The 24,278-nt window shown below is 36.5% G+C and carries 23 protein-coding genes; 19 read left to right on the top strand and 4 right to left on the bottom strand.

Annotation, left to right across the window (positions count from 1 at the left end; all coding sequences use genetic code 11):
• Positions 1 to 112: 112 nt before the first annotated feature.
• Entirely contained in the window at positions 113 to 229 is a 117-nt protein-coding gene (locus tag M2139_RS07065; RefSeq protein WP_280738122.1) for a DUF4044 domain-containing protein, read from the bottom strand.
• Between the two features lie 415 nt (positions 230 to 644).
• Between M2139_RS07065 and M2139_RS07060 the strand changes: the two genes are divergently transcribed.
• From M2139_RS07060 to ileS, 17 genes are all read left to right on the top strand, one after another.
• Entirely contained in the window at positions 645 to 1,016 is a 372-nt protein-coding gene (locus tag M2139_RS07060) for a DUF3397 domain-containing protein (protein ID WP_280738123.1), read from the top strand.
• Between the two features lie 181 nt (positions 1,017 to 1,197).
• A complete protein-coding gene (mraZ, locus tag M2139_RS07055; protein WP_280738124.1) occupies positions 1,198 to 1,629 on the top strand; it encodes a division/cell wall cluster transcriptional repressor MraZ in 432 nt (143 codons plus the stop codon).
• A 25-nt stretch (positions 1,630 to 1,654) separates the two neighbouring features.
• The gene (rsmH, locus tag M2139_RS07050; protein ID WP_280738125.1) at positions 1,655 to 2,614 is read left to right on the top strand and encodes a 16S rRNA (cytosine(1402)-N(4))-methyltransferase RsmH; all 960 of its coding nucleotides are present in this window, start codon (positions 1,655 to 1,657) and stop codon (positions 2,612 to 2,614) included.
• A 4-nt stretch (positions 2,615 to 2,618) separates the two neighbouring features.
• The gene (gene ftsL, locus M2139_RS07045) at positions 2,619 to 3,029 is read left to right on the top strand and encodes a cell division protein FtsL (protein ID WP_280738126.1); all 411 of its coding nucleotides are present in this window, start codon (positions 2,619 to 2,621) and stop codon (positions 3,027 to 3,029) included.
• On the top strand, positions 3,026 to 5,233 hold the full coding sequence (locus M2139_RS07040; RefSeq protein WP_280738127.1) for a penicillin-binding protein: 2,208 nt from the start codon (positions 3,026 to 3,028) through the stop codon (positions 5,231 to 5,233). Before ftsL ends, M2139_RS07040 begins: the two co-directional genes overlap by 4 nt.
• Before the next feature lie 344 nt (positions 5,234 to 5,577).
• On the top strand, positions 5,578 to 6,540 hold the full coding sequence (mraY, locus tag M2139_RS07035; RefSeq protein WP_280738128.1) for a phospho-N-acetylmuramoyl-pentapeptide-transferase: 963 nt from the start codon (positions 5,578 to 5,580) through the stop codon (positions 6,538 to 6,540).
• A 35-nt stretch (positions 6,541 to 6,575) separates the two neighbouring features.
• Positions 6,576 to 7,937 (top strand): UDP-N-acetylmuramoyl-L-alanine--D-glutamate ligase, encoded by a 1,362-nt coding sequence (gene murD, locus M2139_RS07030; RefSeq protein ID WP_280738129.1) that lies wholly within the window; start codon positions 6,576 to 6,578, stop codon positions 7,935 to 7,937.
• 35 nt (positions 7,938 to 7,972) lie between these two features.
• A complete protein-coding gene (gene murG / locus M2139_RS07025) occupies positions 7,973 to 9,070 on the top strand; it encodes an undecaprenyldiphospho-muramoylpentapeptide beta-N-acetylglucosaminyltransferase (RefSeq protein WP_280738130.1) in 1,098 nt (365 codons plus the stop codon).
• Between the two features lie 21 nt (positions 9,071 to 9,091).
• On the top strand, positions 9,092 to 10,201 hold the full coding sequence (locus M2139_RS07020) for an FtsQ-type POTRA domain-containing protein (RefSeq protein ID WP_280738131.1): 1,110 nt from the start codon (positions 9,092 to 9,094) through the stop codon (positions 10,199 to 10,201).
• A gap of 171 nt (positions 10,202 to 10,372) precedes the next feature.
• Positions 10,373 to 11,707, top strand: a complete 1,335-nt coding sequence (ftsA, locus tag M2139_RS07015; protein WP_280738132.1) for a cell division protein FtsA — start codon at positions 10,373 to 10,375, stop codon at positions 11,705 to 11,707.
• A gap of 122 nt (positions 11,708 to 11,829) precedes the next feature.
• The gene (gene ftsZ / locus M2139_RS07010) at positions 11,830 to 13,095 is read left to right on the top strand and encodes a cell division protein FtsZ (protein WP_280738133.1); all 1,266 of its coding nucleotides are present in this window, start codon (positions 11,830 to 11,832) and stop codon (positions 13,093 to 13,095) included.
• Positions 13,096 to 13,117: 22 nt separating this feature from the next.
• Complete coding sequence (locus tag M2139_RS07005) at positions 13,118 to 13,795, top strand: YggS family pyridoxal phosphate-dependent enzyme (RefSeq protein ID WP_280738134.1); 678 nt, start codon at positions 13,118 to 13,120, stop codon at positions 13,793 to 13,795.
• A 14-nt stretch (positions 13,796 to 13,809) separates the two neighbouring features.
• Positions 13,810 to 14,421 carry a cell division protein SepF gene (sepF, locus tag M2139_RS07000; RefSeq protein ID WP_280738135.1) on the top strand — a complete coding sequence of 204 codons (612 nt, stop codon included), beginning with the start codon at positions 13,810 to 13,812 and terminating at the stop codon, positions 14,419 to 14,421.
• 38 nt (positions 14,422 to 14,459) lie between these two features.
• Positions 14,460 to 14,723, top strand: coding sequence for a YggT family protein (locus M2139_RS06995; RefSeq protein ID WP_348522602.1), 264 nt, complete (start codon positions 14,460 to 14,462; stop codon positions 14,721 to 14,723).
• 25 nt (positions 14,724 to 14,748) lie between these two features.
• On the top strand, positions 14,749 to 15,531 hold the full coding sequence (locus M2139_RS06990; RefSeq protein WP_280738136.1) for an RNA-binding protein: 783 nt from the start codon (positions 14,749 to 14,751) through the stop codon (positions 15,529 to 15,531).
• A gap of 19 nt (positions 15,532 to 15,550) precedes the next feature.
• Positions 15,551 to 16,213 (top strand): DivIVA domain-containing protein, encoded by a 663-nt coding sequence (locus tag M2139_RS06985; protein WP_280738137.1) that lies wholly within the window; start codon positions 15,551 to 15,553, stop codon positions 16,211 to 16,213.
• A gap of 291 nt (positions 16,214 to 16,504) precedes the next feature.
• Entirely contained in the window at positions 16,505 to 19,297 is a 2,793-nt protein-coding gene (ileS, locus tag M2139_RS06980; RefSeq protein ID WP_280738138.1) for an isoleucine--tRNA ligase, read from the top strand.
• A 66-nt stretch (positions 19,298 to 19,363) separates the two neighbouring features.
• On the opposite strand, the gene zwf is transcribed toward ileS, so the two are convergent.
• From zwf to M2139_RS06965, 3 genes are all read right to left on the bottom strand, one after another.
• Positions 19,364 to 20,884, bottom strand: a complete 1,521-nt coding sequence (zwf, locus tag M2139_RS06975) for a glucose-6-phosphate dehydrogenase (protein ID WP_280738139.1) — start codon at positions 20,882 to 20,884, stop codon at positions 19,364 to 19,366.
• A 45-nt stretch (positions 20,885 to 20,929) separates the two neighbouring features.
• The gene (locus tag M2139_RS06970) at positions 20,930 to 21,577 is read right to left on the bottom strand and encodes a metal-dependent transcriptional regulator (protein WP_280738140.1); all 648 of its coding nucleotides are present in this window, start codon (positions 21,575 to 21,577) and stop codon (positions 20,930 to 20,932) included.
• A 313-nt stretch (positions 21,578 to 21,890) separates the two neighbouring features.
• On the bottom strand, positions 21,891 to 22,247 hold the full coding sequence (locus tag M2139_RS06965) for a DUF4828 domain-containing protein (RefSeq protein ID WP_280738141.1): 357 nt from the start codon (positions 22,245 to 22,247) through the stop codon (positions 21,891 to 21,893).
• Positions 22,248 to 22,489: 242 nt separating this feature from the next.
• Here M2139_RS06965 and sfsA point away from each other — a divergent pair, with 242 nt between their 5' ends.
• Positions 22,490 to 23,227 (top strand): DNA/RNA nuclease SfsA, encoded by a 738-nt coding sequence (gene sfsA / locus M2139_RS06960; protein ID WP_280738142.1) that lies wholly within the window; start codon positions 22,490 to 22,492, stop codon positions 23,225 to 23,227.
• 43 nt (positions 23,228 to 23,270) lie between these two features.
• A complete protein-coding gene (locus M2139_RS06955; protein WP_280738143.1) occupies positions 23,271 to 24,269 on the top strand; it encodes a Gfo/Idh/MocA family oxidoreductase in 999 nt (332 codons plus the stop codon).
• Positions 24,270 to 24,278: the final 9 nt, after the last annotated feature.

The following is a 24,278-nucleotide window of genomic DNA, read 5'->3' as shown; positions in this document are numbered from 1 at the left end:
TGTTTTAAAGACAAGGCTTCACTGAGCTGCGGAGAAAATTTCTCGCAGTAATCAGATTTGTATAACGGAGACAGCTTTTGTGCCACTCTTTCATTTTATTAAATAGAAATAATTAATTTGTTAAAGCAGTATAAGCAGTAATTAATACTGAACCTAAAGTAATGATTACCATTGACCAAGCGAAGATTTTAGTTAACTTCGTTAAAGTGCTCGTTTTTTTCTCTTTCAAAATACGTCAGTCCTTTATTTTTGATTATCTAAAGTTTACTATCTTTTGGAAAAGGTTGCAACAAAAAAAGCGAAGGAGGCTCGTTTAGTTCTCATCAAAGTGCAAGGATAATTTATAGTGGAGTTTTTTGCCACGAATTTCTTCTTCACTTTTTCGAAGAGAGTTAGCCAGCGAAGCTAGATTACCCCATATTAATAACTAACTTTTTAAAGGAGGGATTTAGGTTAAATAGATAAGGCTTTATTAAGTCTTTTAAAAAGCTTTTTGCAATAGAAATTTGCTGATTAGAAGAAATGTTTCTACTATATAATAGAGACAATAAAATATGCATAAACTTTTAAGAGAACTGCAACACTCATGTAAAGAAAATCAAGTATAGTATGCTTGGTTGTAAAAAAAGGAAGGAATTTAAACAATGAAGTCATTTTCACTAATTATCATATTTTGGTATGTATTTCCAGTTATTGCGATTTTCGCATGTAACTTTTTGAAAACAAGCGTTCCGACAATTAAGCGATTGAAATGGAAAACCGCAGATATCTCTGTGCCGTTTTTAGTCATCGGTTTAAGTGAATTAACGAAGGCGGTCTACCACCGCTCAATTGTTCCTTATTTCATGATTGCTTTGTTAATCTTAGGGATTGGCGTGGCTGTTTTTCATAGCCGTTACTATAAAGAGATTTTATACGGACGTTATTTCAAAATGTTTTGGCGATTAGTCTTTTTACTATGTCTGATTTTATATTTGACATTAATCATTTTAAGCATCATTCATTTCTTTATTTAAGGAAATTTAAAAAAACTTTAAACAATCGAGAAAAGCTTAAAAAAACTCAAAAAAGACTGCTTTTCATCCTGCAAAAATCAAAAGACTAAAAAAAGTGATTACTTTTTTTGGAATTTGGTGGTAGAAAGTGGGGGAATGTGGTAGACTATTCTTATTGAGTGGAGGGATGGGGTTTTTCTCGATGTTTATGGGTGAATTTCAACATAATATTGATACAAAAGGCCGTCTCATTGTGCCTTCTAAGCTGCGTGATGCCCTTGGCGATAACTTTGTTATCACTAGAGGTTTAGATGGCTGCTTATTTGGCTACCCTATGTCTGAGTGGGAAAAACTCGAAGAAAAACTCAATGATATGCCCCTTGCTAAAAAAGATGCACGTACTTTTGTCCGCTTTTTCTATTCTGCCGCAACTGAGGTGGAGGTTGATAAACAAGGACGAATTAACTTACCTGCTAGTTTAAGAACTCACGCAGGCATTGTTAAAACGTGTGTTATTATTGGCGTTTCTAACCGAATTGAAATTTGGGATGAAGCGCGTTGGCAAGAGTTTTCTAAAGAAGCTGAAGAAAGCTTTGATGAAATTGCTGAAACGATGATTGATTTTGGATTCTAGAGAGAAGTAGAAAGAGGCAACTGCAATGGCACAAGAGTTTCAACACTATACAGTGATGTTGAAAGAAACAGTTGAAAACTTAAATATTCAGCCTCAAGGCATTTACGTTGACTGCACCCTTGGTGGTGGCGGACATAGTGAATATCTTTTGAGTCAGCTTGAGCCAGAGGGACATCTCTATGCTTTTGACCAAGACCAATTAGCCATTGATCATGGCAAAGAGCGCTTAGCTAAATATGTGGAGTTAGGAATGGTTACTTTTATTAAAAGTAATTTTGCTAATGTTGAAGCAGAATTAGCAGATCACGGCGTTTATGCAGTAGATGGTTTGCTTTATGATTTAGGTGTTTCTTCACCACAATTAGATGAAGCAAGTCGTGGTTTCAGTTATCACCAAGATGCACCACTTGATATGCGGATGGATCAAAGCAGTCCTTTAACTGCTTATGAAATTGTAAATACATATAGTTATCACGATTTAGTTAAAATCTTTTTCCGTTATGGAGAAGAGAAATTTTCTAAACAAATTGCTCGACAAATTGAACGGGTTCGTCAGGAAAAACCAATCGCTACAACTGGAGAGTTGGTTGACGTGATTAAAATGGGGATTCCCGCAGCTGCTAGACGTCAAGGTGGGCATCCTGCTAAACGGGTTTTTCAAGCAATCAGAATTGCGGTTAATGATGAGTTAAGCGTGGTTGAAACAGCACTTGAACAAAGCATTCGTTTGCTTAAATCTCAAGGTCGGATTTCAGTCATCTCTTTTCACTCTCTGGAAGACCGTATCGTGAAAACAATTTTTAAAGAATATAGTTCTGTTAAAGATTTACCACCAGGTTTACCGGTTATCCCTGAAGAATTCCAACCGATTTTGAAAGTAATTACAAGAAAACCAATTCTTCCTAGTGAAGAAGAATTGTTAGAAAATAATCGTTCTCGTAGTGCTAAGTTGCGAGTGGCGGAAAAATGCGTAAGAAAGGATTAGGAATATGGCTGAGTTAAAAAGAACTGATGAATATCAATATGATCCATATGAAGCACCGATTCAGACTTCGAATGATTCGATACCTGTACGACAAACTTCCTATCAAAATATTACGCAGGCGCCAGTCTTACCTGCAGGACATTTTAAGAGGCTTTCAAAAATGGAAAAATTTATTCTTAGTTTAATTCTTATGGGAATCATTGGTATTTCTGTTGGCACCATTCAGTTACGAACAACAATTACCAAGGTTGAAGATGAAATTTCTTCAATTCAAACGGAAATTGCAGAGAAGAACAGTTCAGCTCGGCTTTTAGAACAAGAAAAATCTGAGTTATCTCGCAAAGAACGTGTGAAAGAAGTTGCTGATAAAAAAGGTATGGTCATCAGTGATGATAATTTGAGGAAATTGAAATGAAAAATAGACATATAAAGAAATTTATTAACAAGCGAAATTTGAATCCAGTGAACAATCGCAAAAAAGTAGGGATCATTTTATTTGCTACGAGTATTGGGTTGTTCTTTTTATTTGCCGCACGTTTATCCTATATTGTTATAGGTGGACATGTGGCTGATGTGTCTTTACAGGACAAAGTCGATACCTTATATAAAGGAACGAGAATTGATCTTGCTGAACGTGGCAGGATTTTAGATCGTAATGGGGATGAAATTGCTCGTAACTCAACCACGTATAAACTTAAAGCAATTTTGTCTGAAGAGTACATTTCGGGTGATGATAAACTTTACGCTCAAGAAACTGATTTTAGTACGTTAGCGGCAATTGTGGCGGAAAATTTGGAAATGGAACGCTCTGAAGTGTTGGAACGTTTGCAAACGGGTTTAGCTGAAAATAAATATCAAGTTGAGTTTGGTAATAAAGGCCGCGATATTAGCATTGAAAAGCGTGCAAAGATTGAAGAGGCTATGACGGCAGCTAATGTTAAAGGTTTATACTTTGATGAATATTCAAGTCGGATTTATCCTAACGGCACCTTTGCCTCTCACTTAATTGGCTATGCTTCTTTAGATAAAGAAAATCCTGATGAAGGGATAACTGGCCAATTTGGGATTGAAGCCGCTTATGACAAATTATTAAGTGGTGTTGATGGTGAAACTGAATTTAAGAAAAATATCTATGGCATGGCATTACCTGGTACGGTTGAAAGTCAAACTGAAGCAATTGCTGGAGCTGATGTTTATACAACCATCGATCGCAACATGCAAAGTTTAATGGAAGATGAAATTGATAAAGTTTGGTCGTCAGTTACGGCTGAAAACTTTACTGGTGTTTTAATGGAAGCCAAAACCGGCGAAATTATCGCTATGGCACAACGACCAACTTTTAATCCAGAAACCATGGTTGGGATTGAAGAAGAAGACTTCGTTTGGCGCAATCTATTTGTAGAAGATAAATTTGAACCGGGTTCTACCATTAAAGTAGCGACAGTTGCTTCTGCTATAGACGATGGTGTTTTTAACTCAGGTGAGTATTACCCTACCACAACTTACGAGTTAATGGATAGTAAAATTAATGACTGGGATGATGGTTATGAAAGTGGTGGTAGCTTAAATTTTGGTCAAGCACTAGCTCACTCAAGTAATATTGGGATGGTTAAATTAGAAGAACGAATGGAAGCTTTATTCCCGAATAACTGGGATCGTCATTTAGCTAAGTTTGGTTTTGGTAAAAGCACATATTCAGGACTTACTGATGAAACAGCTGGTTCAGTTGAATTGGAAAATATTGTCGATAAAGCCATGAGTGCTTACGGACAAGCCATTGGTGTTAATCAATTTCAAATGCTACAAATGTTTACCGCTATTGCTAATGATGGAAAAATGATTGCTCCACATTATGTAAAAAAAGTTGAAGACCCTATTACTAATGAAGTCAAAGTTATTGAACCTGAAGTAGTGGGACAACCTGTTTCAGCTGAAGCTGCTAATATGACCCTGAGTTATATGCAAGATGTTATTAATACTGAATTAGGAACTGCTTATAAAGATGGCTATGTACTAGATGGCTATAATATTGCAGCGAAAACAGGGACTGCCGAAGTTGCTAGTGAAGATGGGACTGGTTATCGAAAAGATGGCTATATTAATTCAGTGGTGTTGATGTATCCTGCTGAAGAACCTCAGTATATTTTATACTTAACAACTAAACTACCAGTTAATTGGAGCAATGCGTATTTTGCACAAATTGCTAATCCAATTATGAAACGTTCAATGGAATTACTTGATAGTGAAGAATATAGCTATGAAGAAAGCACAGCTTCAGTTAAAGTAACTAATTATGAAAATGAAAAAATTAATTCAGCTGCTGTCTCTGCTAGACGAGAAACTTTAAATCCAATTGTTTTAGGTTCTGGAGATATGGTTCAAAGTCAATCATTAAAAGCAGGTTCTGAAGTTGCTCCTAATACTCGGATGTTGTTGTATAGTGGTGGCGATGTAACAATGCCAGATACGACAGGTTGGACGGCTGACGAATTACAAGCATTAGGCGATTTATTAAACATTGAAGTCAGCATCATTGGTGATGGACATTGTGTCAGTCAAAGCGTTGAAGCTGAAACAGCTTTGAAAGCTGATACTTTATCCTTTACTTTAGGTTATTAAAAAAATAGATGAAATAGCAATAGGACTGGGACATTAGGTTAGTGTTAATTATTCATCCTTTAAGGAAAATGATTAACACCTAATGCTCTGGCCTTAAGTTTTGAAATTAATAAATTAAAATGAACAAGGATGTCAGTTGCCAGTTCCACTTACCAAGAATCAAGTTAGTGGAATGGTATGCGTAGTGAAGATAACATTAAATTTTTTTCTGGAAAATTTATTTCTAAACTATGAACTAGCTTCTAATTATTCATGGCTGTTAGTCGAATGATATACGGCGTGAAGATAAAACTAATTTTTCTTCAAAAAATTAATACATTAAAATGAACAAGGAGATTTTTATAATGTTGTGGACTCAAATGTTGTTAGCTGTTGTTAGCAGTTTTGCAATAACAATTGCAATTATGCCGCTTTTTATTGGCTACTTTCAATCAAAAAAATATGGTCAATCTATTCGTGATGAGGGACCTAAATGGCATAACGCAAAAGCTGGCACGCCGACAATGGGTGGCACAGTCTTTTTAATAGCAGCGGTGATTACAGCACTTTGGGTAGGCGTTTGGCAAAAGCAATTAACGCCAGCCATGGGCATTATGATTTTCATTTTAGCTTTATATGGTAGTCTAGGCTTTTTAGATGACTTTATTAAAATTTTCAGAAAACGTAATTTAGGTTTAAATTCTCGTCAAAAATTAATCGGTCAGATTTTGGGTGGATTAATTTTTTATGTAGTTTATATTATTGATGGTAATCCCAACACTTTAAATGTTTTTGGTATTCAATTACCTTTAGGTTATCTTTATGGGGCTTTTGTTTTAGTCTGGTTAGTAGGCTTTTCAAATGCGGTGAATTTAACCGATGGCATTGATGGTTTGGTTTCTGGGCTAGGAACAATTTCTTTTGGTACTTATGCAATTATTGCTTGGCATCAAAATCAAATGGAAGTTTTAATTATTTGTTTAAGCGTCATTGGCGGATTGGTTGGCTTTTTTATTTATAACCATAAACCAGCAAAAATTTTCATGGGTGATGTTGGCTCTTTAGCGCTAGGCGGTTTATTAGCGGCGATTTCGATTTTGTTACATCAAGAATGGACCTTATTATTAATTGGCTTTATTTATGTTTGTGAAACAGCTAGTGTGATGTTGCAAGTGACTTCTTTCAAATTAACTGGCAAACGAATTTTTAAAATGTCACCGTTGCACCACCATTTTGAAATGTCTGGTTGGTCAGAGTGGCGAATTGATATTACTTTTTGGCTAGTAGGATTAATTTGTTCAGCAGTTACTTTATGGATTGTTTTATAAAAATTATTATTGGATGAATGTGGAGGCAGCCCTCAATGAAGAAAATTACTAAATATCAACATTGCAAAGTTTTAGTTTTAGGCTTAGCTAAAAGTGGCTTTAGCGCCGCTAAATTGCTACATGAATTAGGTGCGCTAGTCACCGTTAATGACGGCAAGCCTTTTGAAGAAAATCCTGAAGCCCAAGATTTATTAGCAATGGGGATTCGCGTAATTACAGGTAGCCATCCAATTGAGTTATTAGATGAAGAGTTTTCTTTAGTGGTCAAAAATCCAGGGATTTCTTATAGCAATCCTTTAGTTGCTAAAGCGCAAAGCTTAGGCTTGCCGATTATTACCGATGTTGAATTGGCTTATGAAATCGCTGAAGCGCCAATTATTGGGATTACCGGAACCAATGGTAAAACAACAACAACAACGATGATTGGTTTATTGTTAAATGCCCAAAGAGCAAAAGGGGAAGCCCGTTTAGCAGGGAATATTGGTTTTCCAGCTAGTGATGTGGCGCAAAAAGCGACCGCTGACGATGTAATGGTGATGGAATTGTCTAGTTTTCAGTTATTAGGAATTGAAACTTTCCGCCCTGAAATTGCTGTGATTACTAATATTTATGAAGCTCACTTAGATTATCACGGTAATCGTGAAGAATATAAATTAGCCAAATGGCGTATTCAAGAAAACATGATTAATGAAGATACTTTAATCATTAACTATCAACAAGCTGAATTAGTCGAGTTAGCAAAAACAACCAAAGCAAAAGTTATTCCTTTTTCTACTAAATCAGTAGTCAAAGAAGGAGCCTATGTGGAAGCTGACAAAATCTACTTCCAGGCAGAAGAGATTATGGCAGTTAAAGAAATCGGGGTTCCCGGTTCTCACAACGTTGAAAATGCCTTAGCAGCTATTGCTGTAGCGAAACTAGCAGGCGTTTCAGCGGAAACGATTCGTTTAACTTTAAGTAAATTTACTGGGGTAGCTCACCGTACGCAATTTGTTGGTGAAGTTGCTGGCCGCAAGTTTTTTAACGATTCTAAAGCAACCAATATTTTAGCGACGGAAATGGCTTTAGGTGGATTTGAAGGTGAGCCGTTGGTTTTATTAGCTGGTGGCTTAGATCGGGGCAATGGTTTTGAAGCCTTAGTTCCTGCTTTAAAAAATGTAAAAACTTTGATTGTTTTTGGTGAAACGGCGCAAAAATTAGTAGCTGCTGGCGAGCAAGCGGGCATTGCTAATATTTATGTAACTGAAAATGTCGAAACGGCTGTACCGCTAGCTTTTGAAAAAAGTCAGGCGGGAGATACGATTTTATTATCACCGGCAAATGCCAGTTGGGATCAATATCCTAATTTTGAAGTTCGCGGTGAAAAATTTATCCAAGCAGTCAATAATTTGAGATAATTCAATAATCAATAATAAAAGTGAGCGAATGAAGAATGAAAATTTTAGTAACTGGTGGCGGAACTGGCGGACATATTTACCCAGCTTTGGCTTTTGTCAAATATATGCAAGCCCAAGACAGTCAAAATGAATTTCTCTATATTGGTGCAAAACGCGGTTTAGAAACCAAAATTGTGCCTGAAGCAAAGATTCCGTTTGAATCTTTAGAAATTCAAGGCTTTAAAAGAAAACTATCTTTAGATAATTTGAAAACAGTCCAATTATTTTTCAAAAGTATTAAACAAGCCAAACGGATTTTAAGAGAGTTTAAACCTGATGTGGTAATTGGTACCGGGGGATATGTTTCAGGTGCAGTGGTTTACGCAGCAGCTAAGATGAAAATTCCGACAATTGTTCACGAACAAAATAGTGTGCCAGGGATTACTAATAAATTTTTAAGTCGTTATGTTTCTAAAGTTGCCATTTGTTTTGCAGATGCAGCGGAGTTCTTTCCAAAAGAAAAAGTTGTCTTAGTGGGAAATCCCCGCGGACAAGAAGTTGTTAATGCGCAACCTTCGGATATTTTGACAAACTATAATTTACAAGCAGGTGTGCCAACAGTTTTGATTTTTGGTGGTAGCCAAGGGGCTTTGAAAATTAATCAAGCTGTCATTGAAGCTTTACCAGAACTTAGCCAAAGAAAATATCAAGTGCTTTATGCTTCTGGAGAACGCTATTTTGAAACGTTGCAAAAAGCTTTGGCTGATTTGCCAGGAGATTTTAATAACATCAGTATTCAACCTTACATTAATCAAATGACTGAAGTTATGGCGAACATTGATTTGCTAGTTGGTCGAGCTGGCGCAACTTCAATTGCTGAGTTTACCGCTTTAGGTTTACCAGCAGTGTTAATACCTAGTCCTTATGTTACAAATGATCATCAAACTAAAAATGCCCAAAGCTTAGTGAAAGCTGGCGCAGTTGAGATGATTGCTGATGCTGAATTTACAGGTGCTAAATTGGTGGCGGCCTTAGATGAAATTATGAATAATCAAACAAAACGCGAACAAATGGCGACTGCTTCGAAAAAAGAAGGCATTGTTGATGCCAGCCAGCGTTTAGAAACTTTGGTTAAAGAGATTATCAAAAAATAAAAAAGTATGGAGGGGTAAGATTTGTCAAAAGATGATGATAATTATATCCACTTGGAAGCTTTCCAAGGGGAGAAAAATAATGATGAACCACTTCCGCGAGATGAAGATAATCTTACCCCTTGGGAACAAGAGAATCTTCGCTATATGCAGGAGCGAGGAGATCAGCCAACTTGGCAGAATCGGCAACAATCTGAGGATGATGATTTAGCAGAAGATGATGAAGAGCTTTTGGAAGAAGAAGTCGTTTATCTGCCAGAAGAAGAAATTGTTGAGGACGATAGTTATGAATCGTTTGCCGATCGTCTGCCGAATATTAAAGATCAGCGAAGTAAGGTTTTACGAAGAAGACTGACGTTAATTATTGGCGCCTTTACGATTCCGCTACTATTTTTTATCTATGATGTTTCTTCTTTAAGTAAGTTGCAAACAGTGAACATTGTTGGAAATCAGCAAGTGGCTAGTGAAGAAATTTTAAAAGCTTCTAAATTGAAAATTGGCAACAATATCTGGAAACAATTTTTTGATCGTGATACTTACGCCAAAAATGTTAATTTACCACAAATTAAATCAGCAACGGTTGGCTTTTCTGGAATCACTAGTTTTGAAATCAAAGTTACGGAATATCAAGAGTTAGCTTTATTATTTAGAGACAGTCAATATTTTCCGATTTTAGAAAATGGGACGGTTTTAGAAAATGCTAAAGAAGCCAACGATCAAAACTTTCCGATTTTAGAAGATTTTACCGATACGAAAATTATTGAAAAAACGATTGCGGCTTATGGCAAATTAACTGATGAAGTTAAAAGTCAAATTGTCACCATTAAATATACGCCGTCAGCAAGTAATACAACGCTATTAACTTTAATGATGAATAATGGCAATCAAGTTTTAGTACAATATAAAAACATGGATAGCCAAATGGCCTTTTATCCAGAAGTAGTGACGGGACTTGAAGGGCCGCACTATATTGATATGGAAGTCGGCATTTTTACTTCGACATTTGAAGCTAAAGAACTCGCTGATATCGCCGAAAAAGAGCAAGAAGAAGCCTACTTAAGAGAGCAAGAAGAAGCTGCTGAAAGAGAAAAACTTGAAAAAGAGACTGAAAGTTCTACGGAAAATGAAGAATAAATTTCTAAGAATTGGTGAAAAAACCAGATATTTAACAGATAATGCTTTATTAAAGGTAGGGATTTATGGTAAAATTGAGAGCAGTGGATAGATGAAATTTTAAATTATATAAACAAATTTAATGAAAATTTGCTAGTATACGGAAAAGTAACGTAGGAGGGAACCCCATTCATGGTAAAAACGGGAATGTATGTAGGTCTCGATATTGGCACAACTTCAGTAAAAGTTGTCGTCGCTGAATATATCGATAGCCAAATGAATATTATTGGTGTAGGAAATGCGAAATCTGAAGGAATTAACCGAGGCATTATTGTTGATATCGACAAAACTGTACAAGCAATTCAACGTGCAGTTCGCCAAGCGGAAGAAAAAGCCGGAATTCAGATTCGTAGCGTCAGCGTGGGTCTTCCTGCTAATCAACTAGAAGTTGAAAATTGTCAAGGAATGATTGCTGTCAACAATGAATCAAAAGAAATCTCTGATGAGGATGTGCGCAATGTTGCTGCTGCAGCAATGGTACGCTCAACACCGCCAGAACGAGAAATCGTCGCTATTTTGCCACAAGAATTTACAGTTGATGGCTTTGAAGGAATTAAAGATCCTCGCGGCATGATTGGTGTTCGTTTAGAAATGTTCGGTTTAGTTTTCACTGGACCAAAAACAATTGTTCACAATATTCGTAAATGTGTACAAAAAGCGGGCTTATCAATTAGCGAAATCTTAATTACACCTTTAGCTTTAACTGAGTCTATTTTATCTGATGGTGAAAAAGATTTCGGTACGATTGTTATTGATATGGGTGGCGGTCAAACAACGACTTCAGTTATGCATGATGGTCAGTTGAAATTCACTCATGTTGATCAAGAAGGCGGAGAATTTGTTACAAAAGATATTTCAATCGTTTTGAATACTTCTTTTAACAATGCCGAAGCTTTAAAAATTAACTACGGTGATGCGTATCCAGCGAGAACTTCTGCTAGTGAAGAATTCCCTGTAGATGTAATTGGGAAATCTGAGCCAATCAAAATTGATGAAAGATATCTTTCAGAAATCATTGAAGCACGTTTGGAACAAATTTTCAAAAAATCAAAAGCAGTTTTATCTGAAATTGATGCATTAGATTTACCTGGTGGCGTAATCTTAACTGGTGGCGCAGCTAGTTTACCTGGTGTAGTTGATTTAGCTCAAGATGTTTTTGAAACAAACGTTAAATTGCATGTTCCAAATCATATGGGCTTACGTAATCCTGTTTTCACTAACGTGATTAGCATTGTTGCTTACACTGCTGAACTAAATGATGTTTATCATTTAGCTAAGACGGCTGTTTTAGGCGAGCCAGAACCAATGGTAGCGCCACAACAACCAATGCAACCAGCACCACAAGAAGTTACTTATGAAAACACTGAAGCAAATGAAGAGTATTATGAAGAATCAGAAACACCAAAAGAATCAGGAAATATCCGTGGAAGATTCTCAAGCTTTATTTCAAATATTTTTGACGATTAAATCCCGTAGGTACTTTCCTATATTGTTAGTTCAGTAATTAATTATGAAATTTATTTGGTTAGCTGAATTGATGTTTTTGTGAATAGCAAACAAGGTAGATCATATTAGGAGGAACAGATAGAATGGAATTTTCATATGATAATAGCATCAACGATGGTGCGGTTATTAAAGTCATCGGTGTCGGTGGCGGCGGCGGAAATGCCGTAAATCGCATGATTGAAGAAAATGTAAAAGGTGTCGAATTTATTACTTGCAACACTGATGTGCAAGCTTTAAAAAATTCAAAAGCAGAAACAATCATTCAATTAGGCCCTAAAAGCACACGTGGTTTAGGTGCTGGCTCTCAGCCTGAGATTGGTCAAAAAGCAGCTGAAGAAAGTGAACAAGTTATTCAAGAAGCTTTACAAGGCGCTGATATGATTTTTATCACAGCTGGTATGGGTGGAGGTACCGGAACTGGTGCTGCACCAATCGTTGCCAAAATTGCTAAAGAAGTTGGCGCATTAACTGTAGCTGTCGTAACTCGTCCATTTAGTTTTGAAGGTCCAAAACGTGGTCGTTTCGCAGCTGAAGGTATTGCTAAACTTAAAGAAAATGTTGATACTTTACTAATTATTTCTAATAATCGTTTATTAGAAGTTGTTGATAAGAAAACACCGATGTTAGAAGCTTTCCGTGAAGCTGATAACGTACTTCGTCAAGGGGTTCAAGGGATTTCTGATTTAATCACAGCACCAGGTTACGTAAACTTGGACTTCGCTGATGTGAAGACTGTGATGGAAAATCAAGGAACTGCTTTAATGGGTATCGGGGTTGCTAGCGGTGAAGATCGCGTGATTGAAGCAACGAAAATGGCGATTTCTTCTCCATTATTAGAAACTTCAATTGATGGTGCTGAACAAGTCTTATTAAATATTACGGGTGGCGTAGATATGACCTTATTTGAAGCTCAAGATGCTTCTGATATCGTTGCTAACGCAGCTTCTGGTGATGTAAATATCATCTTAGGTACATCTATTAATGAAGACATGGCTGATGAAATCCGTGTAACAGTTATTGCTACTGGTATTGACCCAGCTAAAAAAGAAAAGAAACCAGTAACGCGTCAAGCAACACGTCAAACGCAAATTCATACTGTTCCACAAAAACCTGTTTTGGAAATGGACCCAGTGCAACAACAACCAGTTGCAACACCACAACCAACAGCATCTAATGAAGATGCAGGGGCTTTTGGAAACTGGGATATCCGTCGTGAAGAAAATGTTCGTCAAGACCCTCAATTTGAAAATGTTGAGAAAAAAGAATTAGAAACTTTCAGTCGTGAAAGTACTAAATCAAATGATACTGACGAGTTAAGTACACCACCTTTCTTCCGTCGTAAACGCTAATTTTTTGAAGGGAGTGGGCAACTTGATTTCCGAAAATTTGAATCAGATTCATGCTCAGATTGAAGAAGCTTGTGCGCTCTCCCAACGAAATTCAAAAACTGTAACAGTCGTTGGTGTTACCAAAACTGTTACAATAGCAGAAACTAAAGAATTAGTTGATCAAGGGATTGTCCATTTGGCTGAAAATCGTGTTGATAAGCTGTTAGAAAAAAAGCAAGCCTTAAGCAATTTAGATTTCATTCAGTGGCATTTAATTGGAAATTTGCAGCGCAGGAAAGTGAAGACAATTATTAATGAAATTGATTACTTTCACGCACTGGATAGTTTTTCTTTAGCTGAAGAAATAGAAAAGCGAGCAAATCATCAAATTTGTTGCTTTGTAGAAGTTAATATTTCTAGAGAGGAATCTAAACAAGGTTTGGCTTCAGAAAATGTAATTAGCTTCATTCAAAGTCTCGCGGATTTTAGAAAAATAAAGGTTATTGGTTTAATGACCATGGCTCCTTTTGATGCTTCAGAAGATGAATTGCATCATGTTTTTGGTGAGTTGCATAGCTTACAACAGACTATTAATCAAATGAACTTAGAGCATGCCCCATGCACAGAATTAAGTATGGGAATGAGCAATGATTTCTCGATTGCAATTGAGGAAGGCGCTACATATGTACGAATTGGGAGATTATTATTTGGGGATGCATAAAGGAGGAACCCAGTATGGCACTTTTTAACGGAAAACTTACTGAATTTTTCGGCTTAACTGATGATGAAAATACTGAATACATGGAGGAGGTACAAGAAACACAACGTACGGTGAGAAAACCCGTATCAAGAGTTGTACCACAAACTGCTTCTGTTGGTTATCAGCAAGCAGTCAATGATTCAAGTAGAGAACCTCGGTTTAGTGGAAAAATTGAGCAAGCAGTGAAAAACTCATCACAAAGACAGCTGAAGAATCCGCCAGTACAACAAACTAATTCTAGCAAATTAGTTGCTTTAGATGGTGGCAATCGTCCGGTGAAAAATACGAAAAAAGAAAGTAAGGTTGCAAACCAAACTGGAAAAATTTCTATTATTGAGCCAAGAGTCTATTCTGAAGCAATGGTTATTGCTAAGCGTATTTTAGCAGGTGAATCTGTATTGGTTAACTTTGATTTACTTGATGAAGATCAAGCACGTCGGGTTGTTGATTTTCTAACTGGCGCGGTTTACGCTGAAGATGGCGATATCCAAAGAGTTGGTGATGAAATTTTCTTATGTACACCTGCAAATGTTGAAATTGACACAACTGTTGCTCAAACATTAGCGGATGCAAGCTTTTTTGACTAAATGATAAGCAGCAAAAAGGAGGGCTTCCTATCGCTTTAATAGATTTATTTAGATTAATATTAAGGGCTTCACAAATATATTCGGCCTTATTAGTTGCCTATGCATTACTATCCTGGTTTCCAGGTGGTTATCGTTCTTCGATAGGACGGTTTATTTCCAAAATAGTCGAGCCTTATTTAAGTTTGTTTGATCGCTGGAACCTAAATATTGGTTCAGTTAGTTTTACAGTTTTCGTAGCAACGATTATTTTAAATATGGCTACTAGTGGCTTAATTAAGGTTTTGAGTTGGATTTTTTTCTAATAGATAGAAGAAAGGGTGGTTGTCTTTGAATGTAAATGTTTATCAACATTTTCGTGCAGATGAGCATCCTTTTATTGACGCTGTAGGTGATTGGATTGAGAAGGTTGATAGTCAGTATGCACCTTATCTAACTGATTTTTTAGATCCAAGGCAAGCTTATATTGTTGAAACTTTGGTTCGCCAAATGAGTGAGTTGAAATTTCAGTTTTATGGTGGCTATCCTGAAGCGGAAAGAAGTCGGTGTTTAATTTTCCCTGATTATTATCAAGCGACTGAAGCAGATTTTGAAATCGTTTCTTATGAAGTGATGTACCCACAGAAATTTTCCACCTTAGGGCATGGTAAAATTTTAGGAACGCTGCTAGGCGCAGGAATTCGGCGGGATGCTTTTGGTGATATTGTAACAGATGGTTTACGTTGGCAAGTTTTTATGACGAAAGAAATTAGTTCTTTTATCGCTAATCAAGTCAATAAAGTTGGTAATGTCAGTGTTCGTTTTGAAGAAATGGCTGACGGCGAGTTTTTACAATCGGTTGATAAATGGCAAGAAGAAACAACGACAGTGAGTTCCTTACGTTTAGATACAGTTGTCGCTAGTGTTTACAATATTTCTCGTCAGCGAGCAAAACAATTAATTGAGTCAGGAAAAGTTAAGGTGAATTGGGGAGAAGTACAGCGGACAGATTTTATTTTAGCTGAGCTAGATATTATTTCCGTTCGTGGTTTTGGTAGAATTCAACTGTTGGAAATCAACGGTAAAACAAAAAAAGATAAGTTACGACTTGTGATAGGTGTATTAAGAAAATAATTCCCAGAGGTGAAATTAGATGGCATTAACTCCTTTAGACATTCAAAATAAAAGTTTTTCACAAAAATTAAGAGGCTATAGTCCAGATGAAGTGGAAGATTTCTTAGAATTAATCGTTCGTGATTACGAAGAATTAATTTCAAAAAATCGTGAAATGGAAAAAGCTCTAAAGCATTCTGAAGAAAAATTGGAATACTTTAACGAGTTAAAAGATGCATTAAATCAATCAATTATCGTTGCCCAAGACACAGCGGATAAAGTGAAAGATAATGCAAGTAAAGAATCTGAAGTGATTGTTACTTCAGCACAAAATCGTGCCAATGAATTAGTGACAACGGCTGAAACGAGAGCAAATAATTTAACTGCGGCTTCTGAAGAAAAAGCTCGCGAAATTATTGAAGATGCAACTAGTAAAGCAAAACGTTTGGCTTCTGAAACTGATGATTTGAAGAAACGGACACGTGTGTTCCATCAACGTTTAAGCTTAATGTTAGAGTCACAACTAGAGCAAATGAAGACTGATGAATGGGATGAAATTTTAGAGCCATTTTCTAACTATGTCAATGATAGCCATGTAGTTATTAAAGAATTACTAGCATCAGAATTTGACAAAAATGAGTCTACTGATGTAGAATCAGATGAAACAGATAGTGAAGAGTTTTATCAAGAAGAAGATGAATAATTTTAAAATAGTTGTATAGAACAGAAAAGCTGATTGAATACCTTTAGCGAGCCAATGATAGTGAAAGTTTGGTAGGTCCCTTGAATGAGAAAGATCCTCTATACTATGTAAAACTGAAATCACAGTAAGTTTTACCGTTTGACCTCGTTATTGGTTACAAGAGGAAATCAATTGATTTGATTTCGAATTTTGGGTGGTATCACGAAGCATTCGTCCCTGTTGGGCTGAATGCTTTTTTTGTTTTTATAAAATGAATTAACTCTGTTTTTTAGAAGGGATGGATAAAAGATAATGAAAATGAAAGAAACATTGCAATTGGGAAAAACTGATTTTCCAATGAGAGGGAATTTGCCAACTCGCGAAGTAGAATGGCAAAAAGAGTGGGAAGAAGCGCAAGTTTATGAAAAACGTCAAGCATTAAATGAAGGCAAACCAAGTTTTATTTTACATGATGGACCGCCTTATGCTAACGGGAATATCCATATTGGGCATGCTTTAAACAAAATTAGTAAAGACATTATCATTCGCTCTAAATCAATGTCAGGTTATCGCTCGCCGTATGTTCCTGGTTGGGATACTCACGGTTTGCCAATCGAACAAGTTTTAACCAATAAAGGCATTAAGCGTAAAGAAATGACGATGGCGGAATACCGTCAAAAATGTTTTGATTATGCATTAACACAAGTCGATACTCAACGGGAAGATTTCAAACGTTTAGGAGTTGCTGGCAATTGGGAACATCCTTACGTGACTTTAGAGCCTAGCTATGAAGCAGCCCAAATTCGCGTATTTGGTAAAATGGCTGAAAAAGGCTATATTTATAAAGGATTAAAACCTATCTATTGGTCACCATCAAGCGAATCTTCATTAGCAGAAGCGGAAATTGAATATAAAGATGTTAAATCTGCTTCAATTTATGTCGCTTTTCAAGTAAAAGATGGCAAAGGTCTTTTAGATACGGATACTTCTTTTGTAATTTGGACAACAACACCATGGACTTTACCAGCTAACCAAGGTATTTCTGCTAATCCTGATTATACTTATATCGTGGTAAATGCTGACGGTCGTAAATTAGTAATTGCTAAAGATTTATTAGCAACTGTTAAAGAAGCGATTGGTTGGGAAAATGTTGAAGTCTTACAAGAGCTAAAAGGTACTGATTTAGAGTATATGACAGCACAGCATCCTTTCTATGATCGGGAATCACTAGTAATTTTAGGAGATCACGTAACGCTAGATGCTGGTACTGGTTTAGTTCATACGGCACCTGGTCACGGGGAAGATGACTACATTGTTGGTCGTAAATATAATTTAGAAGTGTTATCACCAGTTGATGATCGTGGTGTCTTTACTGCGGAAGCGCCTGGTTTTGAAGGTGTCTTTTATGATAAAGCCAATCCGATGGTTACTGAGTTATTAACTGAAAAGAATGCTTTGCTAAAATTAGATTTCTTTGTTCATAGTTATCCACATGATTGGCGGAGTAAAAAACCAGTTATTTTCCGAGCAACACCACAATGGTTTGCTTCGATTGATAAATTCCGTCAAAATATTTTAGATGAAGTTGAAAAAGTTGATTGGATTATTCCTTGGGGTAAAACGCGTCTTTACAACATGGTTCGTGATCGTGGCGATTGGGTAATCTCTCGTCAGCGGGCTTGGGGCGTACCACTACCAATTTTCTATGCTGAAAGTGATGAAGCTATTATCACGCCTGAAACAATTGAACATGTAGCTGAATTATTTAGCGAATTTGGCTCTAATGTTTGGTTTGAAAGAGAAGCGCAAGATTTATTACCAGCAGGGTTCACTCATCCAGGTTCACCAAATGGTGTTTTCCGCAAAGAAACAGATATTATGGATGTTTGGTTTGATTCAGGTTCATCTCATGAAGCAGTTTTACAACAAAGACCTGAGTTAAGTTTCCCAGCTGATATGTATTTAGAAGGTTCTGACCAATATCGTGGGTGGTTTAATTCAAGTATCACTACAAGTGTCGCGATTAATGAAATTGCCCCTTATAAAGCGGTACTTTCTCAAGGTTTCGTGCTTGATGGTGAAGGCCGTAAAATGAGTAAATCGCTAGGAAACACAATTGTCCCTGGTAAAGTGACGCAACAAATGGGTGCTGATATTTTACGTTTATGGGTAAGTAGTGTGGATTATGAATCAGATGTGCGGGTATCAATGGAAATTTTAAACCAAGTTTCTGAAATCTACCGTAAAATCCGTAATACAATGCGTTTCTTATTAGCTAATACTAGTGATTTTGATCCAAAAACTGATCGGGTAGCTTACGAGGAATTGCGTTCTGTTGATAAATTTATGATGGTGCGCTTAAATCAAGTGATTAAAGAAATCCGTCATGAAGGTTATGATAAATATAACTTCTCAACGATTTATAAAACGGTTGTTAATTTCTTAACCGGTGATATGTCTTCATTCTACTTAGATTTTGCTAAAGATGTTGTTTATATTGAAGCAGCTAATGATTATCAACGTCGTTGCATGCAAACTGTCTTTTATGATGCAGCTGTGGCGTTAACGAAATTATTAACACCAATTATTCCGCATACCGCTGAAGAAATTTGGTCTCACTTAAAAGAAGAGGGTGAGTGGGTGCAACTGGCTGAGTTCCCAGAGCATCAAGAATTTGCTAACCAAGCCGAATTGTTAGATATTTGGAATGAATTCATGGGCTTTAGAGATAAAGTCTTGAAAGCTTTAGAAGAAGCCCGTAATGAAAAATTAATTGGTAAGTCTTTAGAAGCAAAAGTAACGATTTATCCTAACGAACAAGTTAGTGCTTTATTCATGGCTGTCAATACTGATTTAGCTCAATTGCTAATCGTTTCACCAGATTTCTTCACTGTAGCTGAAGTTGGTGCAGCAGTGCCTGAAGCAGCTGTCAAATTTGATGATGTGGCGATTTTAATTGAAAAAGCTGAAGGTGAAGTTTGTGATCGTTGTCGTCAAGTGAAAAAACATGTCGGTGGTCATGATCATTTAGCAACTTTATGTGATCACTGTGCTGAAATTGTTGAAACAGCATATCCAGAAGCAGTAGCTGAAGGATTTGAATAAAAGATAATTGAATAAGAAAAATCCAGCTAAGCAAAAGAAAATTTTGTTTAGCTGGATTTTTTGATTTTATAATTTATTGCGTTCGCGATACCAAATATCTGGTTGCCAAATCCATTGGAAGCCGTCTTTTTCTAATAAATCAAAAGCTGCTTGTGGCCCCATGGTGCCGGCAGGATAATTAGGGAAATCAGGCGTTTGTTTATCCCAAGCGGCGCGAACCACATCAACGATTTTCCATGATTGTTTTAGCTCATCCCAATGAGTGAAATTGGTGCTATCACCTAGTAAAGCATCTAGCATAAGTTTTTCGTAAGCTTCAGGACTGTTGCTGACAGTTTCAGCACTGTTACGATAATCCAATTTGACTGGTAAGGTATTAAAACCTTGACCCACTTCTTTGCCGTTTAAGGTCATTGAGAAGCCCTCAGTAGGTTGAATATAGATGGTTAGGACATTTGGTGGTAAATCTTCTTGCAAGCTGTGTTCCTCAACCTCAGGGCGAAAAACGTTAATTGGAACTTGTTTAAAGACAATATTGATGCGGGTGCCTTTTTCGGTTAGGCGTTTACCTGTTCGGAAATAAAAGGGGACACCTGACCAACGGAAATTATCAATATATAATTTACCCGCTACAAAAGTTTCGGTAGTGGAATCAACAGGGACGTTGGGTTCGCTGCGATAATCAGTGTAATCATTACAATCTAAAGAACCAGCTGCATATTGACCACGAACAAAATTTTGCAAAGCGGCTTCTTCGCTGTAAATTCTGACAGCGTTTAAAGCTTTAACTTTTTCATGACGAATTTCACGATCAGAAAAAGCCACAGGGGGTTCCATAGCTAATAAAGCCAAGACTTGTAAAATATGATTTTGCACCATATCTTTTAGTGCGCCACTTTGATCGTAATAACCCCCACGATCTTCTACCCCTAAAGCTTCCGCAAAAGTGATTTGAATATTATCAATATAGCGATTGTTCCATTGTGATTCAAAAATATTATTAGCAAAACGAATCGCAGAAATATTTTGAATCATTTCTTTACCTAAATAATGATCGATGCGGAAAATATCTTCTTCAGGGAAGACCGCACGAATTTCTTTATTTAACTGATGGGCAGAAGGATAGTCAAAGCCAAAAGGTTTTTCGATAATTAGGCGGTTGAAGCCATTATCGGTTTTGATTTTTTGACTTTCTAAATGAGCAACAATCGTGCCAAAAAATTGTGGCGCCATCGCTAAGTAATACAGGCGATTTCCTTGCAGCTGATATTTTTCATCTAAGGTATCAGCTAAATTCTTCAGCGCATCATAATGCTCTGTATCTGTCACATTATGGGCTTGATAATAAAAATGGCTGATAAAGCTTGAGGCTTCTTCAGTTACTGGGTCTAAATCTTGAATGGTTTCACGAATAATTTCCCGATAATGTTCGTTACTCCATTCACGACGAGCGGTACCGATAACCGCAAAATGCTCATTTAACAAGCCTTTACGAAATAAGCGAAATAGTGAAGGGTATAATTTTCTTTTGGCCAAATCTCCCGTTGCACCAAAAATAGTAAATAAAACAACATTTTCTTTTTTCATACTAGTTAGATAACTCCTTGTTCTCATAAAATTTTTGTTACAAGTTTAAAGCTTATCTACGAAAATTGTACTAGCCGCTTTATAACTAACGGCTATTTTTTTCTCTGAATTGGTAATGGTAATCGGGCCTTCGTAAGCGGCGATTTCTTCAATGACGAATTCTTCGGTGATATTTAGATTAATTGAAACTAAATAATCTAATAATTCCCGTTCGTCAATTACGCGAGCGATGCGGACTTTTGTACCGACAGGGTAGTCAGTTAAATTTGCTCGTTCTCTTTCGCTAACGATTTGTTGATTACTAGGAATCATGCCGCCGTGGGGACAGCTTTGGGGATGATTTAAATAATCTTCCAAGCGATCCGCTAATTCTTCAGAAGTGACGTGCTCTAGAACTTCGGCATCATCATGAACCGTGTTCCAAGGATAATTTAAATGTTGTACTAAAAAAACTTCCCATAAGCGATGCTTACGAATCAGGTTGCTGGCTTTTTGTAAGCCTTGCTCTGTTAATTGTGCGCCTTGATAAGGGGAATGCTCTACCAGCTGCTCTTTCACTAGCTTGGTAATCATTTCACTTACAGAAGCAGCGGAAATATTTAAGCCAGAAACAATTTGCTTGTTACTAACTTTTTTGGTATCGCCACCTAATTCTAAAATTAGTTTCAAATAATCTTCGCGATTTGGTGTCATATGGCTTCATCCTTTCTTACAAAGCAACAGGAAATTGATATAGAAAGTTGGCTTTTTTCCTTTGAATAACTAGACAATGTAGTTAGGCAGCGGCCATTTATTATCAGTTTATGAAAGAAAACTTATTCCTAAAGCTAAATTCATTACGTTGGCAAAACCAGTAAGATAATTCTAACAAAAAAAAACAACTTTGACTATTTTAAAAATAAGGAAAACCTTGATTTTTTCAATTATCTTACTGGAAAACGATTACTTTCACCAAAATTTATCACAAATAAAAAATCCCACAAGTTGTGGGAATGAAAATCACTAACTAAATTGCATCTAAAGAGTGGGTGCAATCATCAGCTTCATCATAAAGAGTAGCCTTTTGATTATTCGTAATTTGTAAAATCAAATGATAACCATTGCCATCTTGAAAAACTAGTCGTTCATCATTTAATTCAATGATATTAGCATTAATGGAACGATTATCTAAAGTGATTGTCAAATCATTTTCTACCTTTAAGGAATGAGGTGTTTTTTTATTGGCATGATAAAAGCGCCATTCACCACTATAGTGCTTATTTAGCTGTTCGGATTTTTTAGTTTTAGTTTTATGTAGGGCGGCTGAACCAACAAGGCCGGTAAAAATCGAAGCCCCTAAAACCCATGGCCATTTCTTTTTCATTTTACTCACCTAATTTATTTTCATTTGTTTAACTGTTCTAAGCTTAACACGAATTTTTTAGAAGAAATAGTTTCTTCAACGACTTTAATAAAAACGTAAAAAATTCGCAGTATTAGTAATATTTTTTGTTGAAGCGCAATCTTTTTTCTTGGTAATTTGACAGGAAGTTTGCTAATCTGAATATTATAGAGAAATTTTTAGAAATACTGATTAAATAGTATTCAAAAATGAAGGAGCTGGCTATGAAATATTCATCAATTGTTTTGGCAAATTTTTTAAAAAGAGAAAATCGGTTTATTGCCACTTGTCGCTTACAAACAACGCAAGAAATTGTCACCGTTCATGTAAAAAATACCGGTCGTTGCAAAGAAATATTAATTCCTGGCACGTTAGTTGCTTTAAACTATCAACCTTCACCTAAACGAAAAACCGCCTATGATTTAGTTGCGGCTAAAAAAGCTGATTTTTGGATTAATATTGACAGCCAGCTACCGAATCAATTAGTACATAATGGCTTGAAAACTGGTATAATAAACTTATCTGGCTTAACGGGCAAACTAACTGAAATTAAACCCGAACAAACATTTCAACAGTCAAAATTTGATTTCTATATAAAAACAGATCAAGGGGAGCAGGCTTTCATTGAAGTGAAAGGTATGACTTTGGAAAATCAACAAATTGGTGCTTTTCCAGACGCCCCGACTTTGCGCGGTTTAAAGCATGTTAATGAATTACGTCAGGCGCTAACCGTTGGCTATCGCAGCTACGTGATTTTTGTAGTGCAATTTGCAGAAATTAAAGAAGCGACTATTCATAAAAAAATGCAGCCAGCTTTAGTGCAAGCGATTGAGCTAGGACAGGCAGAAGGTTTAACGGTGCTGGCTTATAATTGCCAAGTAACCGCGGAGACAGTTGAACTAATCGGCCAAGTTGACTTTAATTTGCAAGCCGATTTTATTGACCCTAATCAAGAAGTTTAATTAAAAATAGCATAATATACAGAAGAGAAAGAAGGATAAAAAAATGATTCAATTAGGTGTGATTGGAACAAATTGGATTAGTCATCAATTCGTAGAAGCAGCGATTGCTACAGGAGATTATCAATTAGCTGGCGTTTATTCAAGAAAATTGGCGACAGCGACAACTTTTGCTGAAAAATATGGCACAGCAAAAACGGCAACTACTTTTGAAGATTTTTTTGCTTTACCGATAGATACAATTTATATTGCTTCTCCTAATAGTTTACATTTTCAACAAGCTAAAGCAGCGATTTTAGCTAAGAAAAATGTGATTGTCGAAAAGCCAGCCTTTTCAACGATTGCTGAAATGGAAGAAATCATTCAATTGGCTAACCAAGAAAATGTTTTCTTTTTTGAAGCAGCTCGCAATATTCATGAAGCTAGCTATCAAAAAATTGCTGAAGTGATTTGCGATAAAGGCCAAGTGATTGGTGGCAATTTTTCTTATATGAAATATTCTTCGCGCTATGACCAAGTGCTTGCTGGCGAAGAACCGAATATTTTTTCACCCCATTTTTCTGGTGGTGCAATCATGGATTTAGGGGTATATTTAGTTTACGCAGCTTTAGGCTGGTTTGGTAAACCGCAAAACGGTTATTATTTTGCTCAAAAAATCGCGACGGGCGTAGATGGTTTAGGTTTTGGCGTTTTACGTTATCAAGATTTCGATATAGCTTTACAAACGGGGAAAATTGGCGATGCTTTTTTACCATCGGAAATTTACTTTGAAAACGGCACGTTGAGACTAAATGGCGTCAACGCTATCGAAGAAGCCAGCTACTATGACCGCTTAACCAATCAAGAAGAAATTATTGCGGTTCAAGCCGAAGAAAATCCGATGATTGAAGAAGCCCGTAATTTTGCGCAAGTGATTTTAAACCCAGAAGATCAAGTTTGGGGTCAAAAATATGAAGAATGGGTGGAATTAGCCCGCAACGTCAACGAAACTCTCTATATTTTAAGAAGTAACGCAGAAATCAGCTTTGATGCGGATAAAAATTAATACTATAAA

Source organism: Enterococcus sp. PF1-24, assembly GCF_029893325.1.
GTDB lineage: Bacteria > Bacillota > Bacilli > Lactobacillales > Enterococcaceae > HY326.
This window is presented reverse-complemented; position numbering and strand designations above follow the sequence as displayed.